Annotated in this window: 27 protein-coding genes; 13 read left to right on the forward strand and 14 right to left on the reverse strand. The window is 66.6% G+C overall.

From position 1 onward, the window contains the following. The first annotated feature begins 31 nt into the window (after positions 1–31). The 4 genes from ASC68_RS24315 to ASC68_RS24330 all read left to right on the forward strand — a co-directional run bounded on the left by ASC68_RS24315 (position 32) and on the right by ASC68_RS24330 (position 4,048). Positions 32–691: a response regulator transcription factor gene (locus tag ASC68_RS24315; RefSeq protein ID WP_055885382.1), complete on the forward strand. Its 660-nt coding sequence runs from the start codon at positions 32–34 to the stop codon at positions 689–691. A gap of 95 nt (positions 692–786) precedes the next feature. Then, positions 787–2,205, forward strand: a complete 1,419-nt coding sequence (locus tag ASC68_RS24320) for a HAMP domain-containing sensor histidine kinase (RefSeq protein ID WP_055885386.1) — start codon at positions 787–789, stop codon at positions 2,203–2,205. A 27-nt stretch (positions 2,206–2,232) separates the two neighbouring features. Further along, entirely contained in the window at positions 2,233–2,721 is a 489-nt protein-coding gene (locus ASC68_RS24325; RefSeq protein ID WP_055885390.1) for a hypothetical protein, read from the forward strand. A 190-nt stretch (positions 2,722–2,911) separates the two neighbouring features. After that, positions 2,912–4,048, forward strand: coding sequence for a hypothetical protein (locus ASC68_RS24330; RefSeq protein WP_055885393.1), 1,137 nt, complete (start codon positions 2,912–2,914; stop codon positions 4,046–4,048). Positions 4,049–4,202: 154 nt separating this feature from the next. Here the strand turns inward: ASC68_RS24330 and recQ are convergent, their stop codons facing one another. The 10 genes from recQ to ASC68_RS24380 form a co-directional block, all read right to left on the reverse strand. Then, complete coding sequence (gene recQ, locus ASC68_RS24335; RefSeq protein ID WP_055886193.1) at positions 4,203–6,029, reverse strand: DNA helicase RecQ; 1,827 nt, start codon at positions 6,027–6,029, stop codon at positions 4,203–4,205. A gap of 248 nt (positions 6,030–6,277) precedes the next feature. Next, positions 6,278–7,078 carry an alpha/beta hydrolase gene (locus tag ASC68_RS24340; protein ID WP_055885396.1) on the reverse strand — a complete coding sequence of 267 codons (801 nt, stop codon included), beginning with the start codon at positions 7,076–7,078 and terminating at the stop codon, positions 6,278–6,280. Positions 7,079–7,403: 325 nt separating this feature from the next. After that, entirely contained in the window at positions 7,404–7,838 is a 435-nt protein-coding gene (locus ASC68_RS24345; protein WP_055885400.1) for a YdeI/OmpD-associated family protein, read from the reverse strand. Further along, positions 7,835–8,332: an SRPBCC domain-containing protein gene (locus tag ASC68_RS24350; RefSeq protein WP_055885403.1), complete on the reverse strand. Its 498-nt coding sequence runs from the start codon at positions 8,330–8,332 to the stop codon at positions 7,835–7,837. The genes ASC68_RS24345 and ASC68_RS24350 overlap by 4 nt, the downstream gene beginning before the upstream one ends. Positions 8,333–8,335: 3 nt before the next feature. After that, a complete protein-coding gene (locus ASC68_RS24355; RefSeq protein WP_055885407.1) occupies positions 8,336–9,004 on the reverse strand; it encodes an SRPBCC domain-containing protein in 669 nt (222 codons plus the stop codon). Between the two features lie 28 nt (positions 9,005–9,032). Next, on the reverse strand, positions 9,033–9,377 hold the full coding sequence (locus tag ASC68_RS24360) for a metalloregulator ArsR/SmtB family transcription factor (RefSeq protein WP_055885411.1): 345 nt from the start codon (positions 9,375–9,377) through the stop codon (positions 9,033–9,035). 15 nt (positions 9,378–9,392) lie between these two features. Beyond that, positions 9,393–10,202: an alpha/beta hydrolase gene (locus tag ASC68_RS24365; protein ID WP_055885416.1), complete on the reverse strand. Its 810-nt coding sequence runs from the start codon at positions 10,200–10,202 to the stop codon at positions 9,393–9,395. 5 nt (positions 10,203–10,207) lie between these two features. After that, on the reverse strand, positions 10,208–10,756 hold the full coding sequence (locus tag ASC68_RS24370) for an SRPBCC domain-containing protein (RefSeq protein WP_055885419.1): 549 nt from the start codon (positions 10,754–10,756) through the stop codon (positions 10,208–10,210). Positions 10,757–10,836: 80 nt separating this feature from the next. Next, positions 10,837–11,427 (reverse strand): hypothetical protein, encoded by a 591-nt coding sequence (locus tag ASC68_RS24375; protein WP_055885422.1) that lies wholly within the window; start codon positions 11,425–11,427, stop codon positions 10,837–10,839. Continuing rightward, complete coding sequence (locus ASC68_RS24380; RefSeq protein ID WP_055885427.1) at positions 11,420–12,580, reverse strand: hypothetical protein; 1,161 nt, start codon at positions 12,578–12,580, stop codon at positions 11,420–11,422. Before ASC68_RS24380 ends, ASC68_RS24375 begins: the two co-directional genes overlap by 8 nt. Before the next feature lie 158 nt (positions 12,581–12,738). On the opposite strand from ASC68_RS24380, the gene ASC68_RS24385 reads away from it, so the two are divergent. From ASC68_RS24385 to ASC68_RS24415, 9 genes are all read left to right on the forward strand, one after another. After that, entirely contained in the window at positions 12,739–14,334 is a 1,596-nt protein-coding gene (locus tag ASC68_RS24385; RefSeq protein ID WP_055885431.1) for a glucan biosynthesis protein G, read from the forward strand. Continuing rightward, complete coding sequence (locus ASC68_RS28825) at positions 14,331–14,474, forward strand: hypothetical protein (RefSeq protein ID WP_156384757.1); 144 nt, start codon at positions 14,331–14,333, stop codon at positions 14,472–14,474. Before ASC68_RS24385 ends, ASC68_RS28825 begins: the two co-directional genes overlap by 4 nt. Positions 14,475–14,573: 99 nt before the next feature. Next, positions 14,574–16,316: a glucans biosynthesis glucosyltransferase MdoH gene (gene mdoH / locus ASC68_RS24390; protein ID WP_055885434.1), complete on the forward strand. Its 1,743-nt coding sequence runs from the start codon at positions 14,574–14,576 to the stop codon at positions 16,314–16,316. Further along, a complete protein-coding gene (locus ASC68_RS24395) occupies positions 16,309–17,532 on the forward strand; it encodes an OpgC domain-containing protein (RefSeq protein ID WP_197421394.1) in 1,224 nt (407 codons plus the stop codon). The genes mdoH and ASC68_RS24395 overlap by 8 nt, the downstream gene beginning before the upstream one ends. Positions 17,533–17,789: 257 nt before the next feature. Continuing rightward, positions 17,790–18,674: a trypsin-like peptidase domain-containing protein gene (locus ASC68_RS24400; RefSeq protein ID WP_197421395.1), complete on the forward strand. Its 885-nt coding sequence runs from the start codon at positions 17,790–17,792 to the stop codon at positions 18,672–18,674. 84 nt (positions 18,675–18,758) lie between these two features. Further along, complete coding sequence (locus ASC68_RS24405; RefSeq protein ID WP_248310595.1) at positions 18,759–19,607, forward strand: AAA family ATPase; 849 nt, start codon at positions 18,759–18,761, stop codon at positions 19,605–19,607. After that, positions 19,549–19,776 (forward strand): hypothetical protein, encoded by a 228-nt coding sequence (locus tag ASC68_RS29045; protein WP_248310596.1) that lies wholly within the window; start codon positions 19,549–19,551, stop codon positions 19,774–19,776. Before ASC68_RS24405 ends, ASC68_RS29045 begins: the two co-directional genes overlap by 59 nt. Continuing rightward, positions 19,751–20,683 (forward strand): DUF58 domain-containing protein, encoded by a 933-nt coding sequence (locus ASC68_RS24410; RefSeq protein ID WP_055885440.1) that lies wholly within the window; start codon positions 19,751–19,753, stop codon positions 20,681–20,683. The genes ASC68_RS29045 and ASC68_RS24410 overlap by 26 nt, the downstream gene beginning before the upstream one ends. Before the next feature lie 48 nt (positions 20,684–20,731). Continuing rightward, positions 20,732–21,820, forward strand: a complete 1,089-nt coding sequence (locus tag ASC68_RS24415) for a VWA domain-containing protein (protein ID WP_055885443.1) — start codon at positions 20,732–20,734, stop codon at positions 21,818–21,820. A gap of 105 nt (positions 21,821–21,925) precedes the next feature. Here the strand turns inward: ASC68_RS24415 and ASC68_RS24420 are convergent, their stop codons facing one another. Genes ASC68_RS24420 through ASC68_RS24435 form a run of 4 tightly spaced genes read right to left on the reverse strand, consistent with a single transcriptional unit; the run spans position 21,926 to position 25,566 of the window. Beyond that, on the reverse strand, positions 21,926–22,972 hold the full coding sequence (locus ASC68_RS24420) for a 3-carboxy-cis,cis-muconate cycloisomerase (protein WP_055885448.1): 1,047 nt from the start codon (positions 22,970–22,972) through the stop codon (positions 21,926–21,928). Next, the gene (pcaF, locus tag ASC68_RS24425; protein ID WP_055885450.1) at positions 22,972–24,177 is read right to left on the reverse strand and encodes a 3-oxoadipyl-CoA thiolase; all 1,206 of its coding nucleotides are present in this window, start codon (positions 24,175–24,177) and stop codon (positions 22,972–22,974) included. Before pcaF ends, ASC68_RS24420 begins: the two co-directional genes overlap by 1 nt. 1 nt (position 24,178) lies before the next feature. Next, positions 24,179–24,847 (reverse strand): 3-oxoacid CoA-transferase subunit B, encoded by a 669-nt coding sequence (locus ASC68_RS24430; protein WP_055885453.1) that lies wholly within the window; start codon positions 24,845–24,847, stop codon positions 24,179–24,181. Continuing rightward, positions 24,844–25,566, reverse strand: a complete 723-nt coding sequence (locus ASC68_RS24435) for a 3-oxoacid CoA-transferase subunit A (RefSeq protein ID WP_055885457.1) — start codon at positions 25,564–25,566, stop codon at positions 24,844–24,846. Before ASC68_RS24435 ends, ASC68_RS24430 begins: the two co-directional genes overlap by 4 nt. Positions 25,567–25,569 lie beyond the last annotated feature (3 nt).

The following is a 25,569-nucleotide window of genomic DNA, read 5'->3' on the forward strand; positions in this document are numbered from 1 at the left end:
AGTTGTCGTGGCGGCAATAGGGGACTTTTCGATGCGCATTCTCGTCGTGGAAGACGACACTAATCTCAACCGGCAGCTGAAGGATGCGCTGACGGAAGGCGGCTACGTTGTCGACGTGGCGTTCGACGGCGAGGAAGGCCATTTCCTCGGCGACACCGAACCCTACGACGCCGTAGTGCTCGATATCGGCCTGCCGCAGATGGATGGCCTTTCGGTGCTCGAGGAATGGCGCCGTGCCGGCAAGAAGATGCCGGTGCTGCTGCTGACCGCGCGTGACCGCTGGAGCGACAAGGTGCAGGGCATCGACGCCGGCGCCGACGATTACGTCGCCAAGCCCTTCCACATGGAAGAAGTGCTGGCCCGCGTTCGCGCGCTGGTGCGCCGGGCCGCCGGGCAGGCCTCCAACGAGATCAGCGCCGGCTCGGTGCGGCTCGACGTCAAGGCCGGCAAGGTGACGGTGGACGGGCACTCGGTGAAGCTGACCAGCCACGAACTGCGGCTCCTCAGTTACCTGATGCACCACAAGGGCAAGGTGATCTCGCGCACTGAGCTGACCGAGCACCTCTATGACCAGGATTTCGATCGCGATTCCAACACCATCGAGGTGTTCGTCGGGCGGCTGCGCAAGAAATTGCCGGACGATTGCATCCAGACGGTGCGCGGGCTGGGCTACCAGATCGCCGAGGACTGACACCATTCGTAGCGGGAGAGCACCGGCGGACTATCGGCCCGAGTGCCTTCTCCCGTTGTGGAAGAAGGCGCGACTGAAAGCTCGGGGGCAGGGTGGTGACTGACGCGCCGGTGCAGCCCGTATCGCAGCGCAAGGGGTCGATTGCCGCCTCGCTGTTCCTGTTGTCGGCCGGCTGGCTGATCGTAGCCTTGGTGGCGACGGCGTTCCTGCTCACCGAGCTCTATTCGCGGGCGCTCGACAACAGCCTGGTCGAGACGCTGGAGTTCCACGTCGAGACGCTGACCGACCTCAGCCTCCTCTCCGACACGCCGAAATCGGACCAGATCAAGGTCGCCGATCCGCGCTTCGACCGCACCGGCTCCGGCTGGTACTGGGCGATCCGCGACGAGACGGGCGAACTGCTCAACTTCTCCAACTCCTATGTCGGCATGGTGCTGGGGCCGCTGCCGGGGCCGTTCGACGCGACCAACTCGAAGTCGGCGGTGCTGACCGACCCGTTCAACATCAAGATCCGGGTGATCGAGCGGGCCGTGACGGTGAACGGCATGCCGCTCCACATCATGGTCACCGGCTCGCTCGACGAAATCCTGTCGCTGGTCGACGAATTCCGCGGCCAGACGCTGATCGTGCTCGGCGCGGTGGCGATCATGCTGGCGGTGATGTCGACCATCGTGGCGCGGCTGGCGCTGCGGCCGATCGGGCGACTGCGGCGCGAGGTGGAGCAGGTGCGCGAGGGCGATGCGGCCTCGCTCACCGGCGCCTACCCGGCCGAACTGGCGCCGCTCTCCGAAGAAATCAACGAACTGCTGCGCTCCAACGCGCAGATCGTCGAGCGGGCCCGCAATCAGGTGGGCAACCTGGCGCATGGGCTGAAGACGCCGATCGCCGTGCTGCGCAACGAGGCCAACGCCGACAAGAAGAACGGCCTCGCCAAGGTGGTGGCTACCGAAACCGAGAAGATGAGCCAGCTGGTCAGCACGTATCTCGATCGGGCCCGGCTGGCGGCGCGCTCGACCGTGGTGGGCAAGAAAGCCGACGCAACGCATGTCATGCTGCGGCTGACCCGGGTGATGCAGAAACTCAACCCGCAGGTGACCATCGCCATGGTGCGCCCCGACGCCTCGCTGCCCTGGTTCCGCGGCGATGAGGGCGATCTCGAGGAGATGGCCGGCAACCTGCTCGACAATGCCTGCAAATGGGCAAAGTCCTCGATCGGCGTCACCGTGGTGGCTGAGCGCAGCGGCGGCGCTGCGAACCTCCTGATCAAGATCGACGACGACGGACCGGGTCTGACTGAGGAGGAAGCGACCAAAGTGTTGCGCCGCGGTGTCAGGCTGGACGAGAAGACCCCCGGCTCGGGGCTGGGCTTGGATATCGTCAAGGAACTGGTTGACGTCTACGGCGGCTCCCTGCAATTGAAGCGCTCAGTGCTGGGGGGCCTCCTGGCAGAATTGCGGCTTCCGGCCGCAAAGGTTGCGGGTTTCCGCACTTTTGCCTCAATACGTAAGGAATAAGGGCCCCGGCCACCCCTCGAGACCGACATGCAGCAGATCGTCCGCGCCGTTCCCCTCTTCGCCATGCTCCTGCTTGCCGGTTGCAGCATGGGCCCCTCGACGTCCGACGTCGCCCTGGGGCCGACGCTGCCGCAGCCGAACTCGACGCTGGGGACGCAGCCAACGATTACGCCGGCTTCGCTGCCGGCGCCGGGCGCGATTCAGTCTGCCAACACCACGATGAACGACGTGAGCGCTTTCCTCGACCCATCAGTGCTTGGCCAGCTCTCAGCCAAGGACAAGTCGGAAGCCGCGAGCGCCCAGTTCAACGCCCTGACCTTTGGTCGCCCCGGCGCGCCGCGCGCCTGGACCGGCGACAAGGGCACATCCGGCAACGTAACCGTCGGGCCCTATGTCCGTGTCAACAACATCGACTGCCGCGATTTCACCCACACCGTGACCATCGGTGGCGCGCCGCACGCTCGCAAGGGCACGGCCTGCCGCGAGGTCGACGGCACCTGGAGCGTCGCCGGCTGAGGTCGGCGCGGTCGCTGCATGCATCGTCGCCTGACAGCGATGTGATCGGCAGCGGGCTTTCGGATAGTCTTTTGTTTACCGTCGCGCGCTAGGTTCGAGGACTATCCTCGGACCCTGATGCCCGCCGGTTTTCATGCCCAATACTGCCACTCGTCTTTCATCGTCTGAGACTGCTCGGTCGCAGCGGGCCGTGCGGCCGTTCTTCGGGCTGATCGATGCGGTGATCGTTCCCGGTACGGCCGGTTTCGATTTCGACGGCGGCATCGCCGAAGCGCATGCGCGGGGCATCTGGACCTGGATGGTGCGCGATGTGGCGCCCGACCTGATCGACCCCAATGCGGCCGATGATGACCAGGCGGCGCGCCAGGCGCTCGATCCCCTCGTGCCCGAACTGCTGCAACGCGCCCGCGCCGCCATCTCGGCGGTCGGCACCCCTGACGCGGAGCGCCGGATCCAGCTGCAGATGGGCGGCGATGACGCCTTTCGCCGCGTCGGCGTGGTGCTCAATGCGCTGAAATGCCGAAGCCTGCTCGACAAGGCCCAGGCCTTTGGCCGGGCCGCCAACGGCATGACCGACGAGATGGCGCTGGGCGTGGCGCTGCAGTCGATGCCGCTCAACGATCATGCCGTCTCGGCGCTGCTGTTCCAGGCGGCGATGGGGCAGGTGAGCCACCCCGGCCGGATGATGGCGGCGGCGATTCGGCTGGCCGGCTCCGCCACCGAGGCATCGATGCAGCGCGCCGGCTTCGCGCCGCTGATCGAGGCGATGCTGTCGCATGCGCAGGCCCAGATCCCGGCGCTCGACCAGCACGGCGCCTTTGCCGATATCGATCTGACCTGCCGCGCCATCGACCGCTTCCATCGCTTGATGCGGGCGGTGACCGGCTATGTGGAACTCGGTCGGCTGACCCGCTGGTCGACGGCGGTCGCCGCATTGACCAAAACCGTGTCGGAGCTGGTCGAACCGAAGCTGCGCGACGTGTCGCCGAACGTGAACCTGGCGCTGCGCCGCCATTCCGGCCAGGACCGGCTCGATGGCGACCAGGTGCTGGCGGCGCTCAATGGCTGCTACGTGCTGGCGACGATCCGCGATTGCCGCGATTCGCTGGCGCTCAACGCCATGTTCGACCAGACCTGGACCCAGGTGGGTCAGGCGCTGGAAATGCACGTGCAGCGCAACCTCGAGCTGTTTCGGCAGAACCCGGGCGACCGGGTGATCGGCGCCCGGCTCGATGCCGCCATCAAGATGGCCGAACTGCGCTTCAACCCCGATTATGCCGACGTACTGCGCCGGGCGCGGGAAACGGCTGAGAAGCGGGCGAGCTGAGGCAAGCGGAAGCTAGCGCCGCCGGTGCGCGCTGACTCCCACCCCTGTCCCCTCCCCGCAAGGGGGAGGGAGACCAAAACACCGGCGTCAGTGGGAGCGTCTCCCTCCCCCTTGCGGGGAGGGGACAGGGGTGGGGGTCAGGCCGCACCGGACCCTATGCCGGCCCCGCTGCCCGCAGCACCGCCAGGAACTCCGCCCCATAGCGCTTGAGCTTGCTCTCCCCGATGCCATTGATGGTGCCGAGCTCGGCCATGGTCTGTGGCCGTTCCAGCGCCATGGCGCGAAGGGTGGTATCGTGGAAGACCACGTAGGGCGGGACGCCCTGCGACTTGGCGAGGGCGGCGCGTTCGGAGCGCAAAGCTTCGAACAGCGATTGCGCGGCCGGCGGCAACTGGACGGCGTTCTGCAGCGCGCGGCGGGTCTCGGTGGCCTTGCGCGGACGGTCGCGGCGCAGGGTGATCTTGCGCTCGCCCTTGAACACTTCGCGCGAGCCCTCGCCGAGGTGCAGGGCGCCGAATGAATGGTCGACAGTGATCAGACCCATGGCGGTGAGCTGACGGATGACCGATTGCCAGGAGCGCTGGTCGAGATCCTTGCCCTGCCCGAACACCGGCTGGTCCTGGTGGCTGAACTGGGTGACCTTGTCGGTCACCTTGCCCAGGAGCACGTCGACGATGTGCCCGGCGCCGAAGCGCTGGCCGGTGCGGTAGACGCAGGCCAGCGCCTTGATGGCAGCGTCGGAGCCATCCCAGGTTTCAACCGGCACGAGACAGGTGTCGCAGTTGTTGCAGTTGCCGGGGTGCGGCTCGCCGAAATGCGCGAGGATAGCCTTGCGGCGGCATTCCGGGGTTTCGCAGACGGCGAGCAGCGCCGTGAGCTTCAGCCGCTCGACGCGCTTCACCTCATCGGGGGCGCTGCCCTCGTCGATCATGCGGCGGCGCTGCGCCACGTCGGCCATGCCGTAGCACATCCAGGCCTCGGCCGGCAGGCCGTCGCGTCCGGCGCGGCCGGTCTCCTGGTAATAGGCCTCGATGGACGACGGCAGGTCCATGTGGGCGACGTAACGGACGTCCGGCTTGTCGATGCCCATGCCGAAGGCGACGGTGGCGACGAGGCAGAGCGACTCTTCCTTGAGGAAGGCATCCTGGTTGGCGGCCCGGTCGCGGGCGTTCATGCCGGCATGATAGGCGAGCGCACGGATCCCCTGCTTGTTCAGCCATTCGGTGGTCGCGTCGACCTTGGCGCGGCTCAGGCAATAGACGATGCCGGAATTGCCGGTGTGGCGGGCGAGGAAGCTTTTCAACTGCGCCCGGGCATTGTCGCGCTCGACGATCGCGTAGCTGATATTGGGCCGGTCGAAGCTGGTGGTGAAGATGCGCGCGTCGCTGAGGCCGAGCCGCTCGACGATATCGTCGCGGGTGGTGGGGTCGGCAGTAGCGGTGAGTGCGATGCGCGGCACCCCGGGATAGTCGGCGGCGATCGAGGCGAGCTCGCGATACTCGGGGCGGAAATCGTGGCCCCACTGGCTGACGCAATGCGCCTCATCGATGGCGATGAGCGAGATCTCGACGCCCTGCATCATCGACTTGAAGCCGGGGAGCACCAGGCGCTCCGGCGCAACGTAGAGCAGGTCGAGCTTGCCGGATTTGAGATCGCGGAGGGTGCGTGAGGAGTCTTCGGACGAAACCGAGGAGTTGAGCGTTGCAGCGTTGACGCCGGCCTGCTTCAGCGCCTCGACCTGATCGCGCATCAGGGCGATGAGCGGCGAGACGACGATGCCGACGCCCTTCCGGGCCAGCGCCGGAACCTGAAAGCACATCGACTTGCCGGCGCCGGTCGGGAACAACACCACCGCGTCGCCGCCGCCAGTGACGTGGCGGACAACATCCTCCTGCTGGCCGCGAAAACTCTGGTGCCCGAAGACGGTGCGCAGGATTTCGGCGGGGTCGCGAGCTGGCGTGTCGAAGAGCGACTCAAGCATGGCGGCATAGAGCCAAGCGCCGGGGTGCGGGGTCAAGGGTGTTGAATGCCGCGCTTGCGGCGCACCCCCTCCGAGCTGCGCTAGTTCGCTATCGCTCACAAGCTTCGCTTGCCTCCCCCATCAAGGGGGAGGTGGGGGCCGGCGAGTGGGCGGGGATGGTGCCTCACTCACCGGCGGGCACCTCCCCCTTGATGGGGGAGGCTGGGAGGGGGTGGGGCCGACCCGTCGATCTGGCCCACCCTGTACCGTTACTTCGCGTCGATGAACGCCAGCGCCGTCTCGACCAGCTTGGGCGAGTTCATCATGGTGTAGTGGGTGACGCCGGGGAGGATGGCGAGGCGGTTCTGGTTCATGCCGGAGCCATCCCACAGCGCATCCTGCAGGCCGCCGCCGAGCAGCTCGAAGAACTTCGCGACATGGCTGGTGCGGACCGCATCCCAATCACCATAGACCAGCTGGGTTGGCACCTTGAGGTTGGGGACATCGGCCGAGAAGTCGTAGTCCTTGCCCATATATTGCATCTGGTCGAGCAGCTTGGGGAAGTTCACCTCGGGGTCCGGGTTCACCGCGGCGAAGCCCTGGTAAAGCGGCGAGGGCTTCAGCATCTCAAACTGGCTGGCGTTGAGGCCACGCATGCCCTGCTGGTTGTAATCGTGCCAGCCGGAGAAGGCGAAGGGGGCCGAGGCGATGACCAGCTTGTTGATCAGCTCGGGATGCGCCAGCGCCAGACGCAGGCCGATGGTGCCGCCCATCGAATAGCCGACGACGTCGACCTTCTCGAGCCCCAGCGATTTGATCACTTCGGCGACGTCGCCAGCCATGTTGTCGAAGCTCATCGGCCGGTCGAGCGGGCCGGTGTGGCCGTGGCCCTGGGCTTCGACGGCGATCACCTGGTGGGAGGCGGCGAGGCCGGAGAGCACCGGGCCGAACGCGTCGATGGTCATCAGGCCGCCATGCAGCAGGACGAGCGGCGCGCCCTCGCCATAGGTGGCGTAGTAGACCTTGCCGCCGGTGACGGGGACATAGCCGGACGTGGTTGCGGTGAGCATGGGAGCAGTTCCTTCTTGAGCAGTTGCAGTGAGGACCGGCAGGGCGGAAGCAAAGCCGGTGAGAATGGCGAGGGCAAGGACGGTACGACGTAACATGGGAAGTCTCCGTGGGTTGGCAGGCGTTTGGGTATGGCTTCGCCGATGCCCGCGATTGCGAGCTGGCTCGACTGATGGTTCTGTGGTTCCTCCCCTCACCCGTCCCGGCTTCGCCGGTCCACCCTCTCCCCGACGGGGAGAGGAACAGAGGCGGTCACACGGCACTCTCCGGATTCTTCTCCCCGTCGGGGAGAAGGTGGCGCGTAGCGCCGGATGAGGGGTCTTCTTGCTAAGTGGTCAGCATTTCGATGGCCTTCTGCACGCGGCGGAGGCGGGTTTCGGGGGCTTTGGCGCCTTCGATGGCGGTGACGTGGGCCTTCTTGTGGCTGGGGGCGAGCTTGGTCCAGGCCGCCAGCGCGACGGGATCGGCATCGAGGGCGGCCTGCAGGTCGCCCGGGGCCTCGACGACGCGAGGCTTATCATCGAGGGTCAGTTCGACCTCGTGCGTCTCGTTGCCTTTGACCCCGGTGATGCCGCGGATCTCGGCGCTGACGCCGACCAGCAGGTGTTCACCCATGGTGGCCACTTTGCTGCGCCAGGTGTGGCCGGCGAGGCTGACGACGACCAGCGGGTTCTTGCCGCCATTGAGCGCATCGCGCACCTGAGGCGGCACGATGATGCCGGTATTGTTGCCGGACAAGAGGATGGTGGTCACGAACTTCATCTCGTTGCTCCAGTCGTGAGGTGGGCGGCGAGCTTGTCGAAGCTCTCCAGCACACCTTCGCGGAAGCCGCGGCGGACGACGGCGTCCTTGTTGGCGGCGGTATCGAAATAGGCGTCGAGCGTCAGGCGGGTGCGGCCGTTGCCGAGGTCGGTGAGGGTAATGACCCGCAGAAAGCTCGGCGGCGGGTTGTTACCGAAGGCTTCCGCCTCGAGCTGGCGGTTGCGGTAGACGATGCGCTCGGGCGGGCTCACCTCGATGAACTCGCTATCGGCCGGGTAGTCCTTGCCGTCCGGGCCGCGCATCACGTGATACCAGCGGCCGCCGGGGCGAAGGTCGAGCTCCACCACCGGGTTGGTGAAGCCCTTCGGACCCCACCACTGGCTCAGGTGGTACGGATCGGCGAACATCATCCAGACCAGGTCGCGCGGGGCATCGAATTCGCGCTCGATCTCGAGGCGACGGTCGCTGGGGATGCTGGTGGGGTCGGAGAGCATGGTTCAGGCTTCTTGAGTGAGGTCGGCGAGCAGTTGGTCCATGATGGCGAAGCCGTGGCGCATGCCCTTCTCCATCCCGGAGGCGACCATGCCGTCGCGATCGGCAACGCTGTCGTAGTTCGAGACTGACCGGTAGTGCGTGACGGCGCCGTCTTCCTCGAAGGTGTGAGTCTCGACCAGGGTCTTGCCGATGAACATGTTCTCCATGCCAAAGGTCCAGACGAACTTCTCGGGCTCGTTCACCTCGCGGTACTCGCCGATGAAGATGTAGACCTTGTCGCCATCGTGGGACTCGATGCGCCACTTGCCGCCGGGGCGGACATCGAGCGCGGTGATGATGGCCTTCTGGCCTTCATTGCCCCACCAGCGGGCCACGTGTTCAGGCTGGGTCATGACCTTCCACACCAGGGCGCGTGGGGCGGCGAAAGTGCGGGTGGCGATGACGATGGGTTCGTTCGCCGGGGCTTCGATCTTCAGGTCGTCGAGCGGCATTTTCAGCTCCTTGAGTTGCTTGAGGTAGGCGTCGAGGCGATCGAGGCTTTCGGCCCAATACCGCCAGTAAAGTACGAACCAGTGTTCCGTTCCGGCGCTTTGCCCTTGCCGTTGGCGCAAGGCTTCGCCGTCGCGCTGTCGGCGGTAGTCCGAGAGCGCTATGACCTTGGGTCGCTGCATTGGGTTTCAGCCCAAGCGGGCTACCGGATCAGTTCCGGGAGCCGCCGGGGTCTCCCTTCTGCAGTTCGGCCAGGTAATCGCCGAGGCGATCGAGGCTCTCGTCCCAGAAGCGGCGGTAGTTCTCGACCCAGTCCGCGACCTCGGCCATCGGGGCGGCCTCGAGCCGGCACGGACGCCATTGGGCTTCCTTGCCGCGGGAGATCAGCCCGGCCTTCTCGAGCACCTTGAGGTGCTTGGAGACGGCGGCCATCGACATGTCGTAGGGCTCGGCCAGTTCGCTGACCGTGGCCTCGCCGAGCGCCAGCCGGGCCAGGATGCCGCGACGGGTGGGGTCGGCGAGGGCAGAAAGCGTGGTGGACAGGTGGTCGGTCATTTCGGTCTCTTGGGGTCAGGCAGCGGCGCGCGCGGTATCGGCGCCGGAGAAGAAGTCGATCAGCACGGGAGCGACGAGCTCGGCCGCCGCGTCGTGGCTCTGGCCCGGCAGCGAAGCGAAGCGGGCGCCGGGGATAGTTTCGCGGGCGAGGCGGACCGGTTCCTTGAGCTGCTTGAAGGTCTTGTCGCCGCTCATGATGATGGTCGGGACGCGGATCGAGCGGGCCGCCTCGGTGGGGAAACCGTAGCCTTCCATCACCGCGGTATCGTGCGGCAGGCTGAGGGCATTGTGCAGCATCGCCTTCCAGTGCGGGTTGAGCCGCATCATCGGCATCATGATCGAGGGCATGCCGATCATCTTGACCATGAAGTACTTGGCGAGGTCGGGCCGGCGGTTCTCGGCGGCGAGACGCTCGACTTCGACCTGGTAGCCACGCGGCATCGGCCTGCCGCCGGGGACATCGGTGAAGGGCGGCTCGAAGATGGCGAGCCGATCGACCGGCAGGCCGCGGGCGGCGGCGAACAGTGCGATCGCACCACCGGACGAGGTGCCGTAGAGACTGGCCGAGCCGCCGGCGATGTCGATCAGCGCGGCGAGGTCCTCGTACTCGCGGTCGGGCGAATAATCGGTCGAGACATCGCTGTCGCCGCGGCTGCGCCGATCATAGTTGTAGACGGTGAAGTGCGGGGCGAGCAGCGGCGCCAGCTTGGGCATCGGGCCCATGTTGCGGCCGCACCAGGCGCCGTCGATCAGGATGACGGCCGGGCCGGAGCCGCGCACGTCGTAGGCGATTTTCGTGCCGTCGCGAGAGGTGAAGGTGTTCATGGCGGTTACTCCTGCTGGAACGCCGCGGTGGCGCTGAGGGTGAAGAGGTAGAGGTCGAGCTTGTCGCTGCCCTCGCTGACGGTGGTGGCGAAGCCCTGCTTGACGGCCTGGTCGCGGGCGAGCAGCGAGGTGAAGCGGACGGTGACATGGACGCTGGTGAGGCGGCCCGTCTGGGTGAGGGTCAGCTCGGTGACCATCTCGGCGGGCGGCAGCTCGTCGCCGAAGCGGTAGCCCTCGGGGGCATCGCGCCAGACCAGCCGCTCGACCGGTGAAATCTCAAGGTAGGCGCTGGTATAGCCGTACTCGTGGCCGGCGCCGAAGCGCATCACCTGGCGCCAGGCGCCGCCGACGCGCAGGTCGACCTCGCTCACCGGATTGGTGGCGCCTTTCGGGCCCCAGAAATGCACCAGGTGGCGCGGCTCGGTGTAGCAGCGCCAGACCAGGCTGCGCGGTGCCTCGAAGCTGCGGGCGATGAGGATGACAGGATCGTTCGCCGGCGTGGTGACGGCGGAGGTCTTGGTCGGCGCAGTGCCGGTGAGTTCGACGCAGTCCATTGCTCAACCCTCAAGTTGATAACTTACTGGTTGAATACACCTCGCAATGATGGTTGTCAACCGATCGGTTAAGGAAAGTTTCAGGCGGGGAGAAGCGCCGCGGACAGCAGCTTGATCGAGCGCAGGCGGTTGTCCGGATCGGTCGGGCCCATCTGCACTGCATCGGGGAAGCGCAGCTCGAGCTCGAGCTTGCCATCGGCAGGCGCTGGGAGCGGCAGTGAGAACTGCTGCGGGGTGGGCGCATTGAGCGAGACGGTATCGAGCAGCGTGCCGTCGGCAACGATCTCGACGCGCTGCGGGACAGTCGCGCCCCCTTTCTGGATCGCGACCATCGATAGCTGCAGGGTCAGCGCCGTGGCGGGCTCGGCATAGGCGAAGCGCAAGCGGGCGCTGGTGCCGACGGCATGGTTGCCGTCGCCGGTCGGACCCTCAAGACCGCAGACCCGGATCAGCTTGGCGGCGTCCTTGTCCTCAGGGGTGAAGCGGACGGTCGTGCCAAGGGTGTAGCTGCCACTGACCGGCTGGTTGAGGCAGGTGGTCGTCTTGTCGAGGTAGTAGGCGCGGTAGTCGGGCGGCACGTTGGGGTGCAGCATGAGCCAGACCACGCCGAGTTCGAACAGCGCGACGAGACCGACGAGGATGTAGGCGGCGAGGCGAAGCGGATTAGACAAGGCTCAGATACCCCGTCAGCCAGCCGATGGTGGTGAAATAGCCGCCGGCGAGCAGGCCGAGCAGCGCCACGGCGAAGAGCCAGCGGCGGCTGGCCAGGAGTTCGGTGAGCATCAGCGGCATCGGCGCCAGCGCCGCGGTGAAGCGGAGCACCGAAGCCATGCCGGCGAACAGCGGCAGGGTCAGGCAGATCAGCGAATAGACCGCCATGCCGTAGCGCTTTCGCACCAGCAGCACGATCGACAGCGCATAGCCGACCAGCACCGCTACGGCGAGCTGCTGCGGCGGCGTCGGCATCCACCCTTCTCGCGGGAAGCTGGTGAGGGCGTTCCAGACGAACACCAACGGGTTGCCCGTCGGACGGGACCAGGCGCGTTGCACATGGCTGAAGGCCAGGGCGTCGCCGATGTGGAAGTGGAGGTAGGCCATGTAGGCGAAGAGGCCGAGCGGCGCGATGAACAGCGCCAGCAGCTGCTCGGGACGCTTCAGCACGGCCGGGATGAAATCGCGCCAGCTGCCGCCATTGGCGCGGTGGGCCTGCCAGATCGCGATCAGGATGGCGAAGACGATGAACACCCCGACGATACGGGTGGCCGAGAGCAGTGCGGCGAACAGGCCGGCCAGCAGGAACTGCTTGTTCTGCAGCGCCGCGAAGACGCAGAGGCTGAGGAACAGGAACAGCACCTCGGTATAGAAGGTGGTGAGCCAGATCGAGAACGGGCCGGCCAGGAGGAAGGCCGAGAACAGCGTGTAGGCGCGCAGGTCCTTGCCGAGCAGCGGCCAGGCGACGCGGGCCGAGGCGACACACAGAAGGATCGAGAGGCCGGTGGCAGCGACGATGGTCTGCAGGCCCGTCAGCGTGCGGACGATGGCGACGAGGATTGGGTAGAGCGGGAAGAAGGCCCAGTTGCCGGCGTTGATCATTGTCGGCACCGGGAACGGATCGTAGCCGGTCTGCGACAGCTTCACGTACCAGGAGCAATCCCACCGGCACATGCCCTGCGCGAAATTGGCGATCGAGGCATCCGGGACAGTGGCGGCAAAGGCCAGGTAGCGGATGGCGAGCCCGGCAATGGCCAGAGCCAGCGGGATCAGGATCAGGACGACGCCAAGCGGCAGGGTTCGTGGGGGACGCAGTGCGACAGCGTCGCTCATTGATGCATTCCGGGTGCGGAAACGGCCAGAACTCGTAACGCATTGCGGCGAAATCATATCCATTCCGCCGGTGCATAGCTCCTATGCGACAACTTTCGGCGCTCAACGGCGTTGCGGAATTCGTGTTTGGTATCCCGATCCCTCCATAGCGATAGTGCATGTTTTCTGTTTCTCACCATCGGCTCGATCGGCGAGCCTTTCTCCGGGCTGCTGCCGCAATGGCGGCGCTCCTCTCCACCACCTCCCTCACCCGTGTCGCCTTCGCTCAGGAGAGCGAGACGGAAGCGTTTGACTATGACGTGCTGACCGAGCGGATGCGCTTAATGGCGGCGGAGCCGTTCAACCCGGCCGTGCCGGAATTGCCCAAGCTGTTCGCCGGCCTCGACTATGACGGCTACCGCAAGATCCAGTTCGACGCGCAGCACGCGCGCTGGCTCGACAACAATTCGGGCTTCCAAGTGCACGCCTTCCCGATGGGCTGGCTGTTCAAGGAGCCGGTGGGGGTGTTCGAGGTGGTCGACGGCCAGGCATCGCCGTTCGGCTTCTCCAACGCCGATTTCATGTTCTACGACCAGGCGATGGGCCAGGAAGCGGCGGCCGAGGCGTTCCCCGGGATCGCCGGCGTGCGCATCAATTACCCCGTCAACGTTGCCGACAAGATGGACGAGCTGGTCTCGTTCCTCGGCTCGAGCTACTTCCGGGCGCTGGGGCGGAACAACATCTACGGCCTCAGCGCCCGCGGCCTCGCGATCAACTCGTGGCAAGCGGGACCGGAAGAGTTCCCACGCTTTTCGGCGTTCTGGCTGGAGCGCCCGAGCGAGGGCAAGCCGCTGGTCGCCTATGCGAGCCTCGAGGGCCCGAGCGTCACCGGCGCCTATCGCTTTGAAATCACTCCGGCGAGCGACAGCGCGCAGGAGACGGCGATCGACATCACGGCGCGGCTGTTCTTCCGCGCCGATATCGGCGAGATCGGCATCGCGCCGCTCACCTCGATGTTCCTGTTCGCCGAGACCAACCGCTCGAGCTTCGACGACTACCGGCCGCAGGTGCATGACAGCAACGGGCTGATCGTCGAACGCGATGGCGGCGAGGTGTTCTGGCGGCCGCTCAACAATACGCCGCAACTGGGCAACTCGTACCTGTGGGAGAACAACCCGCGGGCCTTCGGGCTGTACCAGCGCGATCGCAGTTTCGAGACCTACCAGGATGCCGGCGCCCATTACGAGCGGCGGCCGTCGGCTCGGGTCGAGCCGGTCGGCGACTGGGGCCAGGGCAATGTGCGGCTGATCGAGGCGCCGTCGCGGCTCGAGGCCGAGGACAATATCGTGGCGTTCTGGGTGCCGTCCGAGCCGATCAAGGCCGGCGACGCACGCGAGTTCCGCTACCGGCTGATCTGGGGCGACCTGTTGCCCAAGGACGATGCGCCGCTGGCGCATGTGGTGGAAACTAGGGCCGGCCAGGGCGGCGTGTCGGGCGTTGCCAATGACGCGAAGCTCAGAAAGTTCGTCATCGACTTCGCCGGCGGCGAACTGACGGCCATGCCGACCGAGGCCAAGCTCGATGTCGTCGCGACGGCAAGTTCGGGCGAGATCACTTCGACGGCGCTGTCGAAGGTCGACGCCAACGGCGTGTGGCGGCTGGCGCTCGATGTGATGATCGAGGGCAGCGAGCCGGTCGAGCTCAAGGCCAATATCGTCAGCACCGGCCGGACGATCAGCGAAACCTGGCTCTATCAGTGGAGGGCACTGGCATGAAGCACGACCGTTCCGACGTTTTCTCGGGCGCGCTTCCCGATGCTCCGCTGGCCATGCCCAAACAGGTGCTGGAGCGGCGGCGCAGCTCACTGTTGCTGACGTTGCGGGCCGCCTTCGCCGCCGCGTTGCCGCGGTTCTGACGGTTTTGACTTGTCGCGCGTTCGAGCCGGAAAAGTCTCACAACTTTTCCTGAACGCGCTCCAGGAGCCTCACCCATGCCGACCACAGGGCCCCGATAGATGGCGAAAGCCCACCTGACCCGAGCCCTGGCTCTGGGCGCAGCAGCGCTCTTGAGCCTTGGCGGCGGCTGGCTGTACATGCGCTTCATCGGCAATGACGGCACCAGCCCGCTCGACGTGCTGCGCACGACGCTGTTCACGCTGGTCGGATTCTGGCTGGTGTGGGGTGGTGTTGCCGGGGTGCTGGGGATCCTCGCGCCACCCAGGCGGGTTACGGGCAGCGCCGGACGACCGCTCGGCATGACGGCGATCCTGATGCCGGTCTACAACGAGGATGCGGCGGCAAGCTTTTCGCGCGTCGCAGCGATGAACCGCAGCATCGTCAACCTGGGGCTCGCCGACCGCTTCCATTTCGCCATCCTGTCGGACAGCAACCGAGAGGAAGTGGCCGCAGAGGAGATCGTCTGGTTCGAGCAGCTGCTGAGTGAACCGATGGCCGAAGGCCGGGTGTTCTATCGCCGGCGCGAGCGGAATATCGGCAAGAAGGCCGGCAATATCGAAGATTTCATCTCGCGCTCGGGCGGTGCCTACGACTATGCGCTGATCCTCGATGCCGACAGCCTGATGGATGGCGCGACGATCGCCGCGATGGCCAGGCGCATGGATGACGATCCGCGGCTCGGATTGCTGCAGACGGTGCCCGAGGTGATCCACGCCCATAGCCTGTTCGGCCGGGTGATGCAGTTCTCGGCGGCCTATCTCTCCCCCTATTTCGCCCGCGGCACGGCGCTGATGCAGGGCGAGGAAGGGCCATACTGGGGCCACAACGCCATCGTGCGGGTGCCGGCCTTCGCCGCGAGCTGCGGGTTGCCGGTGCTGTCGGGCAAGCCGCCGCATGGCGGGCACATCCTCAGCCACGACTATGTCGAGGCGGCGCTGTTGTCGCGCGCCGGCTGGAAGGTCGAGGTCGACCCGTATCTGGGCGGTTCCTATGAGGAGGGCCCGGAAAACCTGATCGAGTATGCCAAGCGCGACCGGCGTTGGTGCCAGGGCAACCTGCAGCACCGGCGGGTGCTGGGCGCGCCGGACCTGAAAGTCTGGAGCCGCTTCACCTTCATCCAGGGCATCATGGCCTATGCCGCCTCGCCACTGTGGCTCGCGCTCATGGCGGCCAGCATTCTCGCGGCGGCGCTGCCGAGCAAATACTGGTGGCGCGACAATGAGACCGGCATCTGGGTGCTGGCCGTCGCGGTTGGCGTGGCGCTGCTGTTGCCGAAATTCCTGATCCTCGTGCGCTCGACGCTGGGCGGTCGCAACCGTGGCTTCGGCGGAACGATCCGGGCGGCGCTGTCGGTGGTCGCCGAGATCGTCATCTCGACGCTCCTGGCGCCGATCATGCTGTGCTTCCAGAGCAAGGCGGTGATCGAGATCCTGTTCGGGCTCGACGGCGGCTGGCCGGCGACCAATCGCGACGAAGGCCGGGTGAGCCTTTCGACGGCGTTCGCGGCGAGCTGGTGGGTGATGGTGGCGGGCGCCGCGGTGCTGGCAATCTCGACCGCCTTCGCCAGCGACCTGGTGCCCTGGCTGCTGCCGGTGGCGCTGCCGGCGATCGGCGCGCCGCTGTTGATCGCGGCCACCTCGCACGGCATCGCCAGCGGGCGGAAGCCGATCCTCTTCACCACCACCAGCGAGAGCGCCCCCGCGCCGATCATTGTCGAGCAGCAGCGGATCTTCCTCAGTTGGACGCAGCCGGGCCCTGCCCTCGCCGAGCCCATTGCCGGAACGGCCACCGTCCATGCCTGAGACCCTCGCCACGCTGAAGCGCGCTCCGCTCATGGAGCGCCTCAAGGCCTTTGCCGGCTTCGCCGTGACCGACGAGCGGGCGACACCGCGCGCTGGGCGCGATGCGCGGCTCGACATGTTCCGCGGGCTGGCGCTGGTGATGATCTTCATCAACCACGTGCCGGGGACCTTTTACGAGACCCTGACCAGCCGGAATTTCGGTTTCTCGGATGCCGCCGAGGCGTTCGTGTTCATGTCGGGGCTCGCCGCCGGCCTCGCCTATTCCGGACGTTTCGTCAGCGGCCCGCTGTGGCCGGCGATCGCCAAGGTGTGGGCGCGGGCGCGGCAGCTCTATTTCGTGCACCTGAGCATCACCATGATCGCGCTTGCCATTTTCGCCGGCGCGGCGTGGTGGTTCGGGCTCGACGAGGTGCTGGAAAAGAACAACATCGCGCCGATCTTCGGCTTCCCGCTGCAGACGATGATCGGGCTGCCGCTGCTGACGCACCAGCTGGGCTATCTCAACATCCTGCCGCTTTACATGACGCTGCTGCTGGCGACGCCGCTGGTGATTGCACTGGGCTTGCGCTGGCCGGTGCAGACGATGCTCGGCTCGATCCTCGTCTGGGCGGTTGCCGGCCAGTTCCGGCTCAACCTGCCGAACTTCCCGACGCAGGGCGGCTGGTTCTTCAATCCGTTCTCCTGGCAGATCCTGTTCGTCATCGGCCTGCTGTCGGGCATGGCGATGAAGCAGGGGCGGCGGTTTGTGCCGAAAAGCCCGGTGCTGTTCGGGTTGGCCGCAGCGTTCCTGTTATTCGTGCTGCTGTGGGTGAAGGTTCCGCCGCTCGGCGATCTCGGCCGGCAGGGGCTTAGTTTGCTCAGCAAGCTCGGGCTGCCGTTCTACGTCACCTGGTTCGACAAGACCTTCCTCGCCCTGCCCCGACTGCTGCATGCGCTGGCGCTGTTCTATGTCGTCGCCTCGCTTGGCGTGATGTACCGGATCGCCGAGTCGCCGCTCATGACGCCGCTGCGGCTGATGGGGCGGCAGGGGCTGGCGGTATTTGCGACAGGGACGGTGCTGAGCCTGTTGCTGCAGGCGGTAAAGACCGGCGTCGGGGGCGGCCTGCTGCTCGATACGCTGCTGCTCGGCAGCGGCCTGCTGCTCCTGGTCGGGCTCGCCTATGTGCTGACGCGCACACAGGAAATGACGCGCGCCGCGACCCGCCCGGCGGGTTGACACAACTCTCACATTTCAGAGAGCGGCCACAGCTGATGCAACCTTGCGCCTTGCTGCATGGCTACGGCTGGGACTAGCCTGCTGATCGAGGGAGGGGATGGCCTGTACTCGAGCGCGGGAGCGTTTTGGTGACCCGACGGCGACCACTCTATAGCCGGTCACAGAGGCCGCGGAACACGGCCGGTTCCGCTTGGGTGGCGCGCGACGGTGTCAGTCCGGTCTATCTCGATGATCCCCAAGAGACTACCCAACCGACATTGCGGTTTCGTGTCAGTCAGTGGTGGAGTGCGCTCTACCAGCGGCACCAGGGCCCGGTGCTGGTGGGCGCCGGAGCGCTGGTGACGCTTGCGCTGATCGGCGCCTATGATCTCGTCGCCCCCGACCCGCAGCGGATCAGCGACTGGCAGTTCATGACCGCGGTCAACAAGGTGGTGGACGAGCGGCCGCGCGGACCCTCGATCGAGTCGGTAGCCTATGCGACGGTGATCAAGTCGGTGGTGCGGGTCGACGGCTACGAAGACAGCACCGACGACCCGTCGGTCGCCAAGCCCGAGGGCCAGGCCGAGATCCCTGCCGAAGGCAAGGTGGAAGAGGATTTCCACGAACGGTTCACGGCGGTCGGCACCGGCGTCGTCATCGACGACCAGGGCACCATCCTCACCAACCTCCATGTGGCGGGGGCTGCCAAGAAGCTGCGGGTACAGTTCTGGGATGGCAGCGAATCCGAGGCGATGATCATCGGGGCACGGCCGGAGAGCGACCTGGCGATCATCCGGCCGCTGAACCTGCCCGACGAACTCGAGCCCGCGACGCTGGCGACCAGCGCCGGCCTCAACCCGGGCGACGAGGTGGTGGCAGTCGGCTTCCCGTTCGGCATCGGCCCGTCGGCTTCGGCCGGCGTCGTGTCGGGGCTCGGGCGGGCGCTGGCTGAGAACGGCGAGCCCAAGCTGCAGAACCTCATTCAGTTCGATGCGGCGGCCAACCCGGGTAACTCGGGCGGACCGCTGGTCAATGGCGACGGCGAGGTGGTGGGGATCGTCACCGCCATTCTCAACCCATCCGGACTTCGCACTTTTGCCGGCATCGGCTTTGCCGTGCCGATCGAAAACGCCGCCGCGGCGGCAGGAGAAAACCCGCTCTAGTTCAGTTGTTTTTTGTCGCGCGGTCGAACCGCAAAAGTCTGCAACTTTTGCTGACCACGCTCCACCCGAACCCCGACGGAGAAAATGGTCGACACATCGAAAGACTCCGGCACCGCCGCCGCTTCACTGATGGAGCAGGTGCTGTACGAGGTGAAGAAAGTCGTGGTCGGGCAGGACCATTTCCTCGAACGGGTGCTGGTGGCGCTGCTCGCCAAGGGGCACCTGCTGGTCGAAGGCGTGCCGGGGCTGGCCAAGACGCTGACCGTCAACACGCTGGCCGACGTGATCCAGGGCAAGTTCAAGCGGGTGCAGTTCACCCCCGACCTGGTGCCGTCGGATCTGGTCGGCACCCGCATCTACAACCAGAAGACTGGCGACTTCTCGACCACGCTGGGCCCGGTATTCTGCAACCTGTTGCTGGCCGACGAAATCAACCGCGCCCCCGCCAAGGTGCAGAGCGCCCTGCTAGAGGTGATGCAGGAGCGCCAGGTCACTATCGCCGGCGAGACACACAAGGTGCCCAACCCGTTCGTCGTCATGGCGACACAAAACCCGATCGAGACCGAGGGCACCTATCCGCTGCCCGAGGCGCAGGTCGACCGGTTCATGATGAAGGTCCTCGTCGGCTATCCGAGCGAAGAGGAGGAATTCGTCATCGTCTCGCGCGTCACCGGCCTCATGCAGGCGGTGACGAGTGGCGACCACCGAGCAACTGGTGGCCCTGCAGGCCAAGTGCCACAGCCTGTTCGTCGACCCCTCGCTGATCCAGTTCGCGGTCAAGGTGGTGAGCGCCACCCGCAACCCGGCGGCGGCCGGGCTCGGCGACATGCAACGCTTCCTGACCTATGGCGCGAGCCCGCGCGCCTCGATCAACATGATCGAAGCGGGGCGGGCGCTGGCGTTCCTGCGTGGCCGCGAATACGTGCTGCCTGAGGACGTGCTCGATGTCACCCCGGACGTGCTGCGGCACAGGATCGTCCTCTCCTACGAGGCGATCTCGGAATCGATCACGCCCGACCAGATCATCGGCCAGGTCCTCAAGGCCATTCCCGCTCCCGAAAAACCCCTGGAGGCGCATGTCCGCATCGCCGCAGCAGGCTGAAAAGCTCCTCGGTCGCCTCGAGTGGACAGTGATCCGCAAACTCGACGGGTTGCTGCAGGGGGATTATCGCACGCTGTTCCGCGGCTTCGGGCTCGATTTCGCCGACCTGCGCGAATACCAGACCTATGACGACGTCCGGCATATCGACTGGAACGTCACGGCGCGCACCCAGGTGCCGCATGTCAGGATCTACAACGAGGACCGCGACGTCACCGCCTGGTTCCTGCTCGACCTCAGCCCATCGGTGGATTTCGGCTCCGACCAGGTGACCAAGCGACAGATGCTCACCGAGTTCGCGGCGGTGCTGACGCGGCTGTTGACCCGGCAGGGCAACAAGGTTGGGGCGATCCTGTTCAACGGGCAATCGGACTATGTGATCCCGCCGCACACAGGTCGGCGGCATGTGCTGCACCTGATCGACAAGGTGCTGGCCAACCCGCGGCTGCTGCGCTCGCCCGAAACCGATCTCAACGCCTTTATCGGCCGGGCGATGTCGGTGATGCGGCGGCGCTCGATTGTCTTCGTGGTCTCCGATTTTATCTCGCAGCCGGGCTGGGAGCGCGGGCTGTTCCGGTTGAGCCAGCGGCATGAGGCGGTGGCGGTGCGGCTGCTCGATCCGCTCGACATGGCGCTGCCCGATGTCGGCATGCTGCTGTTCCAGGATGCGGAAACCGGCGAGCAACTGTTCGTTGACACGGTGGACAAGGGGTTCCGCCGGCGCTTCGTCGCCGCGGCGGCCGCCAATGAGGAGGCCCAGATGGAAGCCTTCGCGGCGGCGGGGCTCGACGTGCTGGAACTTTCGACTTCGGACGACCTGGTCGATGCGGTGCTGCGCTTTTCACATATGCGCAAGGTGCAGTCGCGGCTGGGTGGTGGTGGCAATCTGCCCGCGATGGCGGGCGCCTAGGCCCCGACCCCATGGCGGGGGTGGGACGGTTTTGACGGTGGTGACGCGATGACCTTCATCTGGATGGACATGCTCTGGCTGCTGCTCCTGGTGCCGCTGCTGATCGGCGCCTATGTCTGGATGCTGCGGCGCCGGAAGAGGGCGGCGTTGCGCTACGCCAACCTCGCCATCGTCAAGCAGGCGATGGGCAAGGGCGTCGGCTGGCGCCGGCATGTGCCCCCTCTGCTGCTGCTGGCAGCGCTCACGGTGCTGATCGTTGCCGTGGCCCGGCCGGCCGCGGTGGTGGAGCTGGCTTCGTCGCGGGCGACAGTGATCCTCTCGATGGATGTGTCGGGCTCGATGCGGGCCCGCGACGTCGAGCCATCGCGCATCGTCGCGGCGCAGGAGGCGGCCAAGGAGTTCATCCGCAAGCAGCCCGCCGACGTGCAGGTCGGCATCGTTGCCTTTGCCTCGGCGGCGGTGCTGGTGCAGGCGCCGACCATCGACCGCGAGGCGCTGTACCAGGCGATCAACAGTTTTGATCTGAGGCGGGGCACCGCGGTGGGCTCCGGGGTGCTGGTGGCGCTGGCCACCATCTTCCCCGACCAGAACTTTGACCTCGACGGCAGCGGCAACCAGCGCGACCAGTTGGGGCTGCCGAGCTTCGGCGGCGAACGCTTCGGCGCGACCAGCGGCGCCGACGGGCTGCTGAGCGGGACAGCGACGGAGCCGCCGGCCAAGCATATGCCGGTCGAACCCGGCTCGTACGAAAGCGCGGTGGTGATCCTCCTCACTGACGGCGCAACCACCACGGGCCCTGACCCGGTCGCCGCCGGCCGGCTGGCCGGCGACTATGGGGTCAAGGTGTTCACCGTGGGCTTCGGCTCGGCCTCGGGCGACGTGGTGGATTTCGGCGGCCGCTCGATGCGAGCGCAGCTCGATGCGACGACGCTGCAAGCAATCGCCGACGCCACGGAGGGCGAGTATTACGAGGCGACCAGCGCCTCCGACCTCGCCGGGGTCTACGACTCGCTCTCCACCCGGCTGATCAGCGAGAAGAAACTGACCGAGATCGCCTTCGTCTTCGCCGGGGTTGGCGCGCTGCTGGCCATGGCCGCCGCGGCGCTGTCGATGCTGTGGTTCGGGCGGATCGCCTGAGGCACGGCAGCGCTGCCAGCGGCCCACCAGACTGGGTGTCATCGCAGCGAAGGCAACTGGGCCGGCGCTCTAATCGGTAGACGTCACCGCCCCGGCCGTGCCGGACTATGGGGCCGCCTCTCCAAAGCCGACAACCTCCTGTAACAGCGCAGACGCCAGCCTCAGGCTGGCGCCGGTGCTGACGAGCAGGGCCGGCAGGGTTAGCCATTCCAGGGTCCAGGCGGCGCCAGACCGTTCGTTCTCGTGCAGCATCGCGTGGGTGAGCGTGCCGGAGAGACCGGCGGTGTGGTGCGCCAGCGCCACCAGCAATTCGGCCTTCACTGGATTGTTCTTGTGCGACATCGCTGACGACGTACCGCCCGCAGCGAGGGTTACCGCGCCGACCTCGCTCTGCGCCATCAGCGCGAGGTCAGTGCCGATCTTTCCCAGCGTTCCAGCGAGCATTGCTACCCGCGCGCCGAGGCCGATCAGCCGATCTCGCACCGTGTGCCAGCACGGTGCGGCGCCGAGGTCGAGGCGGCTTGCCAGCGCTTCGGCAACGCGGTCGCCCTGCCCCTCAAAGCTGGATCGATTGCCGATCGGACCGCCGAGCTGGACAACGAGCAGATCCGGGGACAGTGCGGCAAGTGTCGCCCGGTGCCGCGCCAACGCCTCGTCCCAACTGCGGAGCTTGTCGGCTACGGTGAACGGCAACGCGGCCTGCATCCGCGTGTGCGCCATCACGGCGGTGGCACCGTGTTGCTCGACGAGGCTTGCGAGTTGCATCCTAACTGTGTCGATACGGCTTTGCAGCACCGGCAGAATATCCCGGAGCTGCAGCACGAGGGCAGTGTCGATCGCGTCCTGGCTGGTCGCGCCCCAATGCAACGCTGGCCGGCTTGACGCCGGGAGGGCGGCGCGAAGCTGTGACAGCAGCGCCGGCACCACCACGCCATCCCGCGCCATTCCCGCCAGCAGCCCGGGCCAGTCGGGGACGAACTGCTCCACAGCCAGCGCGATCTCCTGGGCCGCAACCTCATCGATCAGGCCGGCCTCCGCCTCAGACTGCGCCAAGGCAACCTCGAAGCGCAGGATTGCCGTGAGCTGCACCTCGTCCGACAGCAGCGCCTCGAGCTCCGGATCGCCCGCCAATGCCCCGAGCAGCCGAGACATCAGACTGACCCAAGGGCCATGGCGATGCCCTGTCCGACACCGATGCACATGGTCGCAAGGGCCAGCTTGCCGCCGCTCAGCGACAGCTCGAGCGCGGCAGTGCCAGTGAGACGGGCGCCGGACATCCCGAGCGGGTGTCCCAGGGCGATGGCGCCGCCGTTCGGATTGACGTGCGGGGCGTCCTCGGCAATCCCCAGTTCACGCAGCACGGCGATGCCCTGGCTGGCAAACGCCTCGTTGAGTTCGATGATGTCGAAATCCTGCGGCGTGAGGCCGAGCCGAGCGCAAAGCCGCCGGGTCGCCGGGGCGGGACCGACGCCCATAATGCGCGGTGGCACGCCGGCGGCGCAGCCGCCGAGCACCCGGGCAATCGGAGTGAGGCCGTACCTCGTCGCAGCTGCCTCGGACGCGATGATCAGCGCAGCGGCGCCATCGTTGACACCGGAGGCGTTGCCGGCGGTGATGGTGCCGCCCTCGCGGAACAGCGTCGGCAGTCGAGCCAAAGCCTCGAGCGTGGTATCGGCGCGCGGGTGCTCGTCGCTGTCTACGAGCAGCGGGTCGCCCTTGCGCCTGATGATGCTGACCGGCACGATTTCCCTCGCCAACCGTCCGTTGCCCTGGGCCGCGACCGCCCGCTGCTGGCTGCGCAGCGCGAAGGCGTCCTGGTCGGCGCGGCTGACGCCGAAAGCTTCGGCGACGTTCTCGGCGGTTTCGGGCATCGAATCGACGCCGTACTGCGCCTCGAGCACCGGGTTGATGAAGCGCCAGCCCAGCGTGGTGTCGTAAATCTCGGCATGGCGCGAAAACGCGCTCTCGGCCTTGGGCAAAACGAACGGCGCGCGGCTCATCGACTCGACGCCACCGGCGATGATGAGTTCAGCCTCGCCGGCCTTGATGGCGCGGGCGGCGGTGATGACCGCGTCCATGCCAGAACCGCAAAGCCGGTTGATGGTGGTGCCGGAAATCCCGACCGGCAGGCCGGCCAGCAGCAATGCCATGCGAGCGACATTGCGATTGTCCTCGCCGGCCTGGTTGGCGCAGCCGAAGATCACGTCGTCCACAGCGTCCCAGTCCACGCCGGTATGTTCCGCGAGCAGTGCCTTGAGCGCCACGGCACCCAGGTCGTCGGGCCGGACGGAGGCGAGGGCGCCGCCAAAGCGGCCGATCGGGGTGCGGCGGAAGGCGCAAATGAAGGCTTCGGCCATCTCACAGCTCCGGGGTGACGAGGTCGCCGACATTGGCGGTAACAAGCAGTTCGGCGCCGGTCACCGCCTGTAACTCGTCGATGCTCATCCCGGCCAGCTTCTCGCGCAATACGAAACGCCCAGCTTCGATGTCGATGACGGCAAGGCTGCTATAGACCCGCGTCACGCAGCCGACGCCGGTCAGCGGCAGACTGCAGCGCTTGACCAGCTTGGGCCGGCCATCCTTGGTGACATGGTCAGTGATCACCGCCACGCGCTTGGCTCCATGCACCAAGTCCATCGCGCCACCGACCGCCGGCACTCCCTTCGGGCCGGTCGACCAGTTGGCGAGATCGCCGTTCTCGGCCACCTCGTAGGTACCGAGGATGGCCACGTCGAGATGGCCGCCGCGCACCATGGCAAAGCTATCGGCGTGGTGGAAGAAGGCGGCGCCCGGCCGCAGCGTCACAGCCTTCTTGCCGGCATTGATCAGGTCCCAGTCTTCCTCGCCCTCGGCCGGGCTCTCGCCGAAGTTGAGGATGCCGTTCTCGGTGTGGAAAATCGCCTGCCGGCCCGGCGGCTGGAACTTCGCCACCATTTCGGGAAAGCCGATGCCGAGATTGACATAGGCGCCGTCCTCGATGTCCTGCGCTGCCCGCCAGGCGATCTGGGCGTTGGAAAGCTTGCTCATTGGTAGGCTGCTCCGACGCGGATCAGCGCCTCTTCCTGTTGCGGGGCGGGAACGACGACCACCCGCGTGACGAAGATGCCGGGGGTGATCACCTGCTCGGGGTCGATTTCGCCGGGCGCCACCACCTCGCTTGCCTGGACGATGGTGAGCCTCGCCGCTGCCGCCATCAGGGGCGAGAAGTTCCGCGCCGCCTTGCGGTAGGTGAGGTTGCCCATGGTGTCGGCACGCTCGGCCTTGAGCAGCGCCGCGTCGGCCTTCAGCCAGCGCTCCTCGACATACATCCGACCCTCGAACTCGGCAGTCGGCTTGCCTGCTGCGAGGTCGGTGCCGAAACTGGTCGGGGTATAGAACGCCGGAATGCCGGCGCCACCGGCCCGGATGCGCTCGGCCAGCGTGCCCTGCGGCACCAGCTCCAGGGCGATCTCGCCGGCCAGATACTTCTCGGTGAAGGCGCGCGGGTCGGACGAACGCGGAAACGAGCAGACCATCTTGCTGACCATCCCGGCATCGATCATTGCGGCGATGCCGATGCGGCCATTGCCGGCATTGTTGTTGATGAGCGTGAGGTTGCCGGGCCTGCCGGTCGCCTTGAAGCGGTCGATCAGGGCGTGGATCAGCTCGATCGGCGCCCCGGCCCCGCCGAAGCCGCCGATCATCAGCGTCATGCCATCGTCAATGCCGGCGATGGCCGCGGCGAGATCGGGAACCGTCTTGTCCATGGC

The sequence above is a fragment of the Devosia sp. Root105 genome (assembly GCF_001424865.1).
Lineage (GTDB): Bacteria > Pseudomonadota > Alphaproteobacteria > Rhizobiales > Devosiaceae > Devosia_A.

Excerpts from the sequence above, each read along its gene's own strand:
- ASC68_RS24340 (WP_055885396.1), bottom strand. The coding sequence starts at position 7,078 with ATGCTCACCGCAACCACGTCCGGCTATGTCCCCGTCACCGGCGGCAAG.
- ASC68_RS24395 (WP_197421394.1), top strand. The coding sequence starts at position 16,309 with ATGCCTGAGACCCTCGCCACGCTGAAGCGCGCTCCGCTCATGGAGCGC.
- ASC68_RS24315 (WP_055885382.1), top strand. The coding sequence starts at position 32 with ATGCGCATTCTCGTCGTGGAAGACGACACTAATCTCAACCGGCAGCTG.
- ASC68_RS24345 (WP_055885400.1), bottom strand. The coding sequence starts at position 7,838 with ATGAAGTTCGTGACCACCATCCTCTTGTCCGGCAACAATACCGGCATC.
- ASC68_RS24415 (WP_055885443.1), top strand. The coding sequence starts at position 20,732 with ATGACCTTCATCTGGATGGACATGCTCTGGCTGCTGCTCCTGGTGCCG.
- ASC68_RS24360 (WP_055885411.1), bottom strand. The coding sequence starts at position 9,377 with ATGACCGACCACCTGTCCACCACGCTTTCTGCCCTCGCCGACCCCACC.
- ASC68_RS29045 (WP_248310596.1), top strand. The coding sequence starts at position 19,549 with ATGATCGAAGCGGGGCGGGCGCTGGCGTTCCTGCGTGGCCGCGAATAC.
- recQ (WP_055886193.1), bottom strand. The coding sequence starts at position 6,029 with ATGCTTGAGTCGCTCTTCGACACGCCAGCTCGCGACCCCGCCGAAATC.
- pcaF (WP_055885450.1), bottom strand. The coding sequence starts at position 24,177 with ATGGCCGAAGCCTTCATTTGCGCCTTCCGCCGCACCCCGATCGGCCGC.
- ASC68_RS24430 (WP_055885453.1), bottom strand. The coding sequence starts at position 24,847 with ATGAGCAAGCTTTCCAACGCCCAGATCGCCTGGCGGGCAGCGCAGGAC.
- ASC68_RS24405 (WP_248310595.1), top strand. The coding sequence starts at position 18,759 with ATGGTCGACACATCGAAAGACTCCGGCACCGCCGCCGCTTCACTGATG.
- ASC68_RS24365 (WP_055885416.1), bottom strand. The coding sequence starts at position 10,202 with ATGAACACCTTCACCTCTCGCGACGGCACGAAAATCGCCTACGACGTG.
- ASC68_RS28825 (WP_156384757.1), top strand. The coding sequence starts at position 14,331 with ATGAAGCACGACCGTTCCGACGTTTTCTCGGGCGCGCTTCCCGATGCT.
- ASC68_RS24325 (WP_055885390.1), top strand. The coding sequence starts at position 2,233 with ATGCAGCAGATCGTCCGCGCCGTTCCCCTCTTCGCCATGCTCCTGCTT.
- ASC68_RS24385 (WP_055885431.1), top strand. The coding sequence starts at position 12,739 with ATGTTTTCTGTTTCTCACCATCGGCTCGATCGGCGAGCCTTTCTCCGG.
- ASC68_RS24380 (WP_055885427.1), bottom strand. The coding sequence starts at position 12,580 with ATGAGCGACGCTGTCGCACTGCGTCCCCCACGAACCCTGCCGCTTGGC.
- ASC68_RS24410 (WP_055885440.1), top strand. The coding sequence starts at position 19,751 with ATGTCCGCATCGCCGCAGCAGGCTGAAAAGCTCCTCGGTCGCCTCGAG.
- ASC68_RS24355 (WP_055885407.1), bottom strand. The coding sequence starts at position 9,004 with ATGCAGCGACCCAAGGTCATAGCGCTCTCGGACTACCGCCGACAGCGC.
- ASC68_RS24350 (WP_055885403.1), bottom strand. The coding sequence starts at position 8,332 with ATGCTCTCCGACCCCACCAGCATCCCCAGCGACCGTCGCCTCGAGATC.
- ASC68_RS24435 (WP_055885457.1), bottom strand. The coding sequence starts at position 25,566 with ATGGACAAGACGGTTCCCGATCTCGCCGCGGCCATCGCCGGCATTGAC.
- ASC68_RS24370 (WP_055885419.1), bottom strand. The coding sequence starts at position 10,756 with ATGGACTGCGTCGAACTCACCGGCACTGCGCCGACCAAGACCTCCGCC.
- mdoH (WP_055885434.1), top strand. The coding sequence starts at position 14,574 with ATGGCGAAAGCCCACCTGACCCGAGCCCTGGCTCTGGGCGCAGCAGCG.
- ASC68_RS24420 (WP_055885448.1), bottom strand. The coding sequence starts at position 22,972 with ATGTCTCGGCTGCTCGGGGCATTGGCGGGCGATCCGGAGCTCGAGGCG.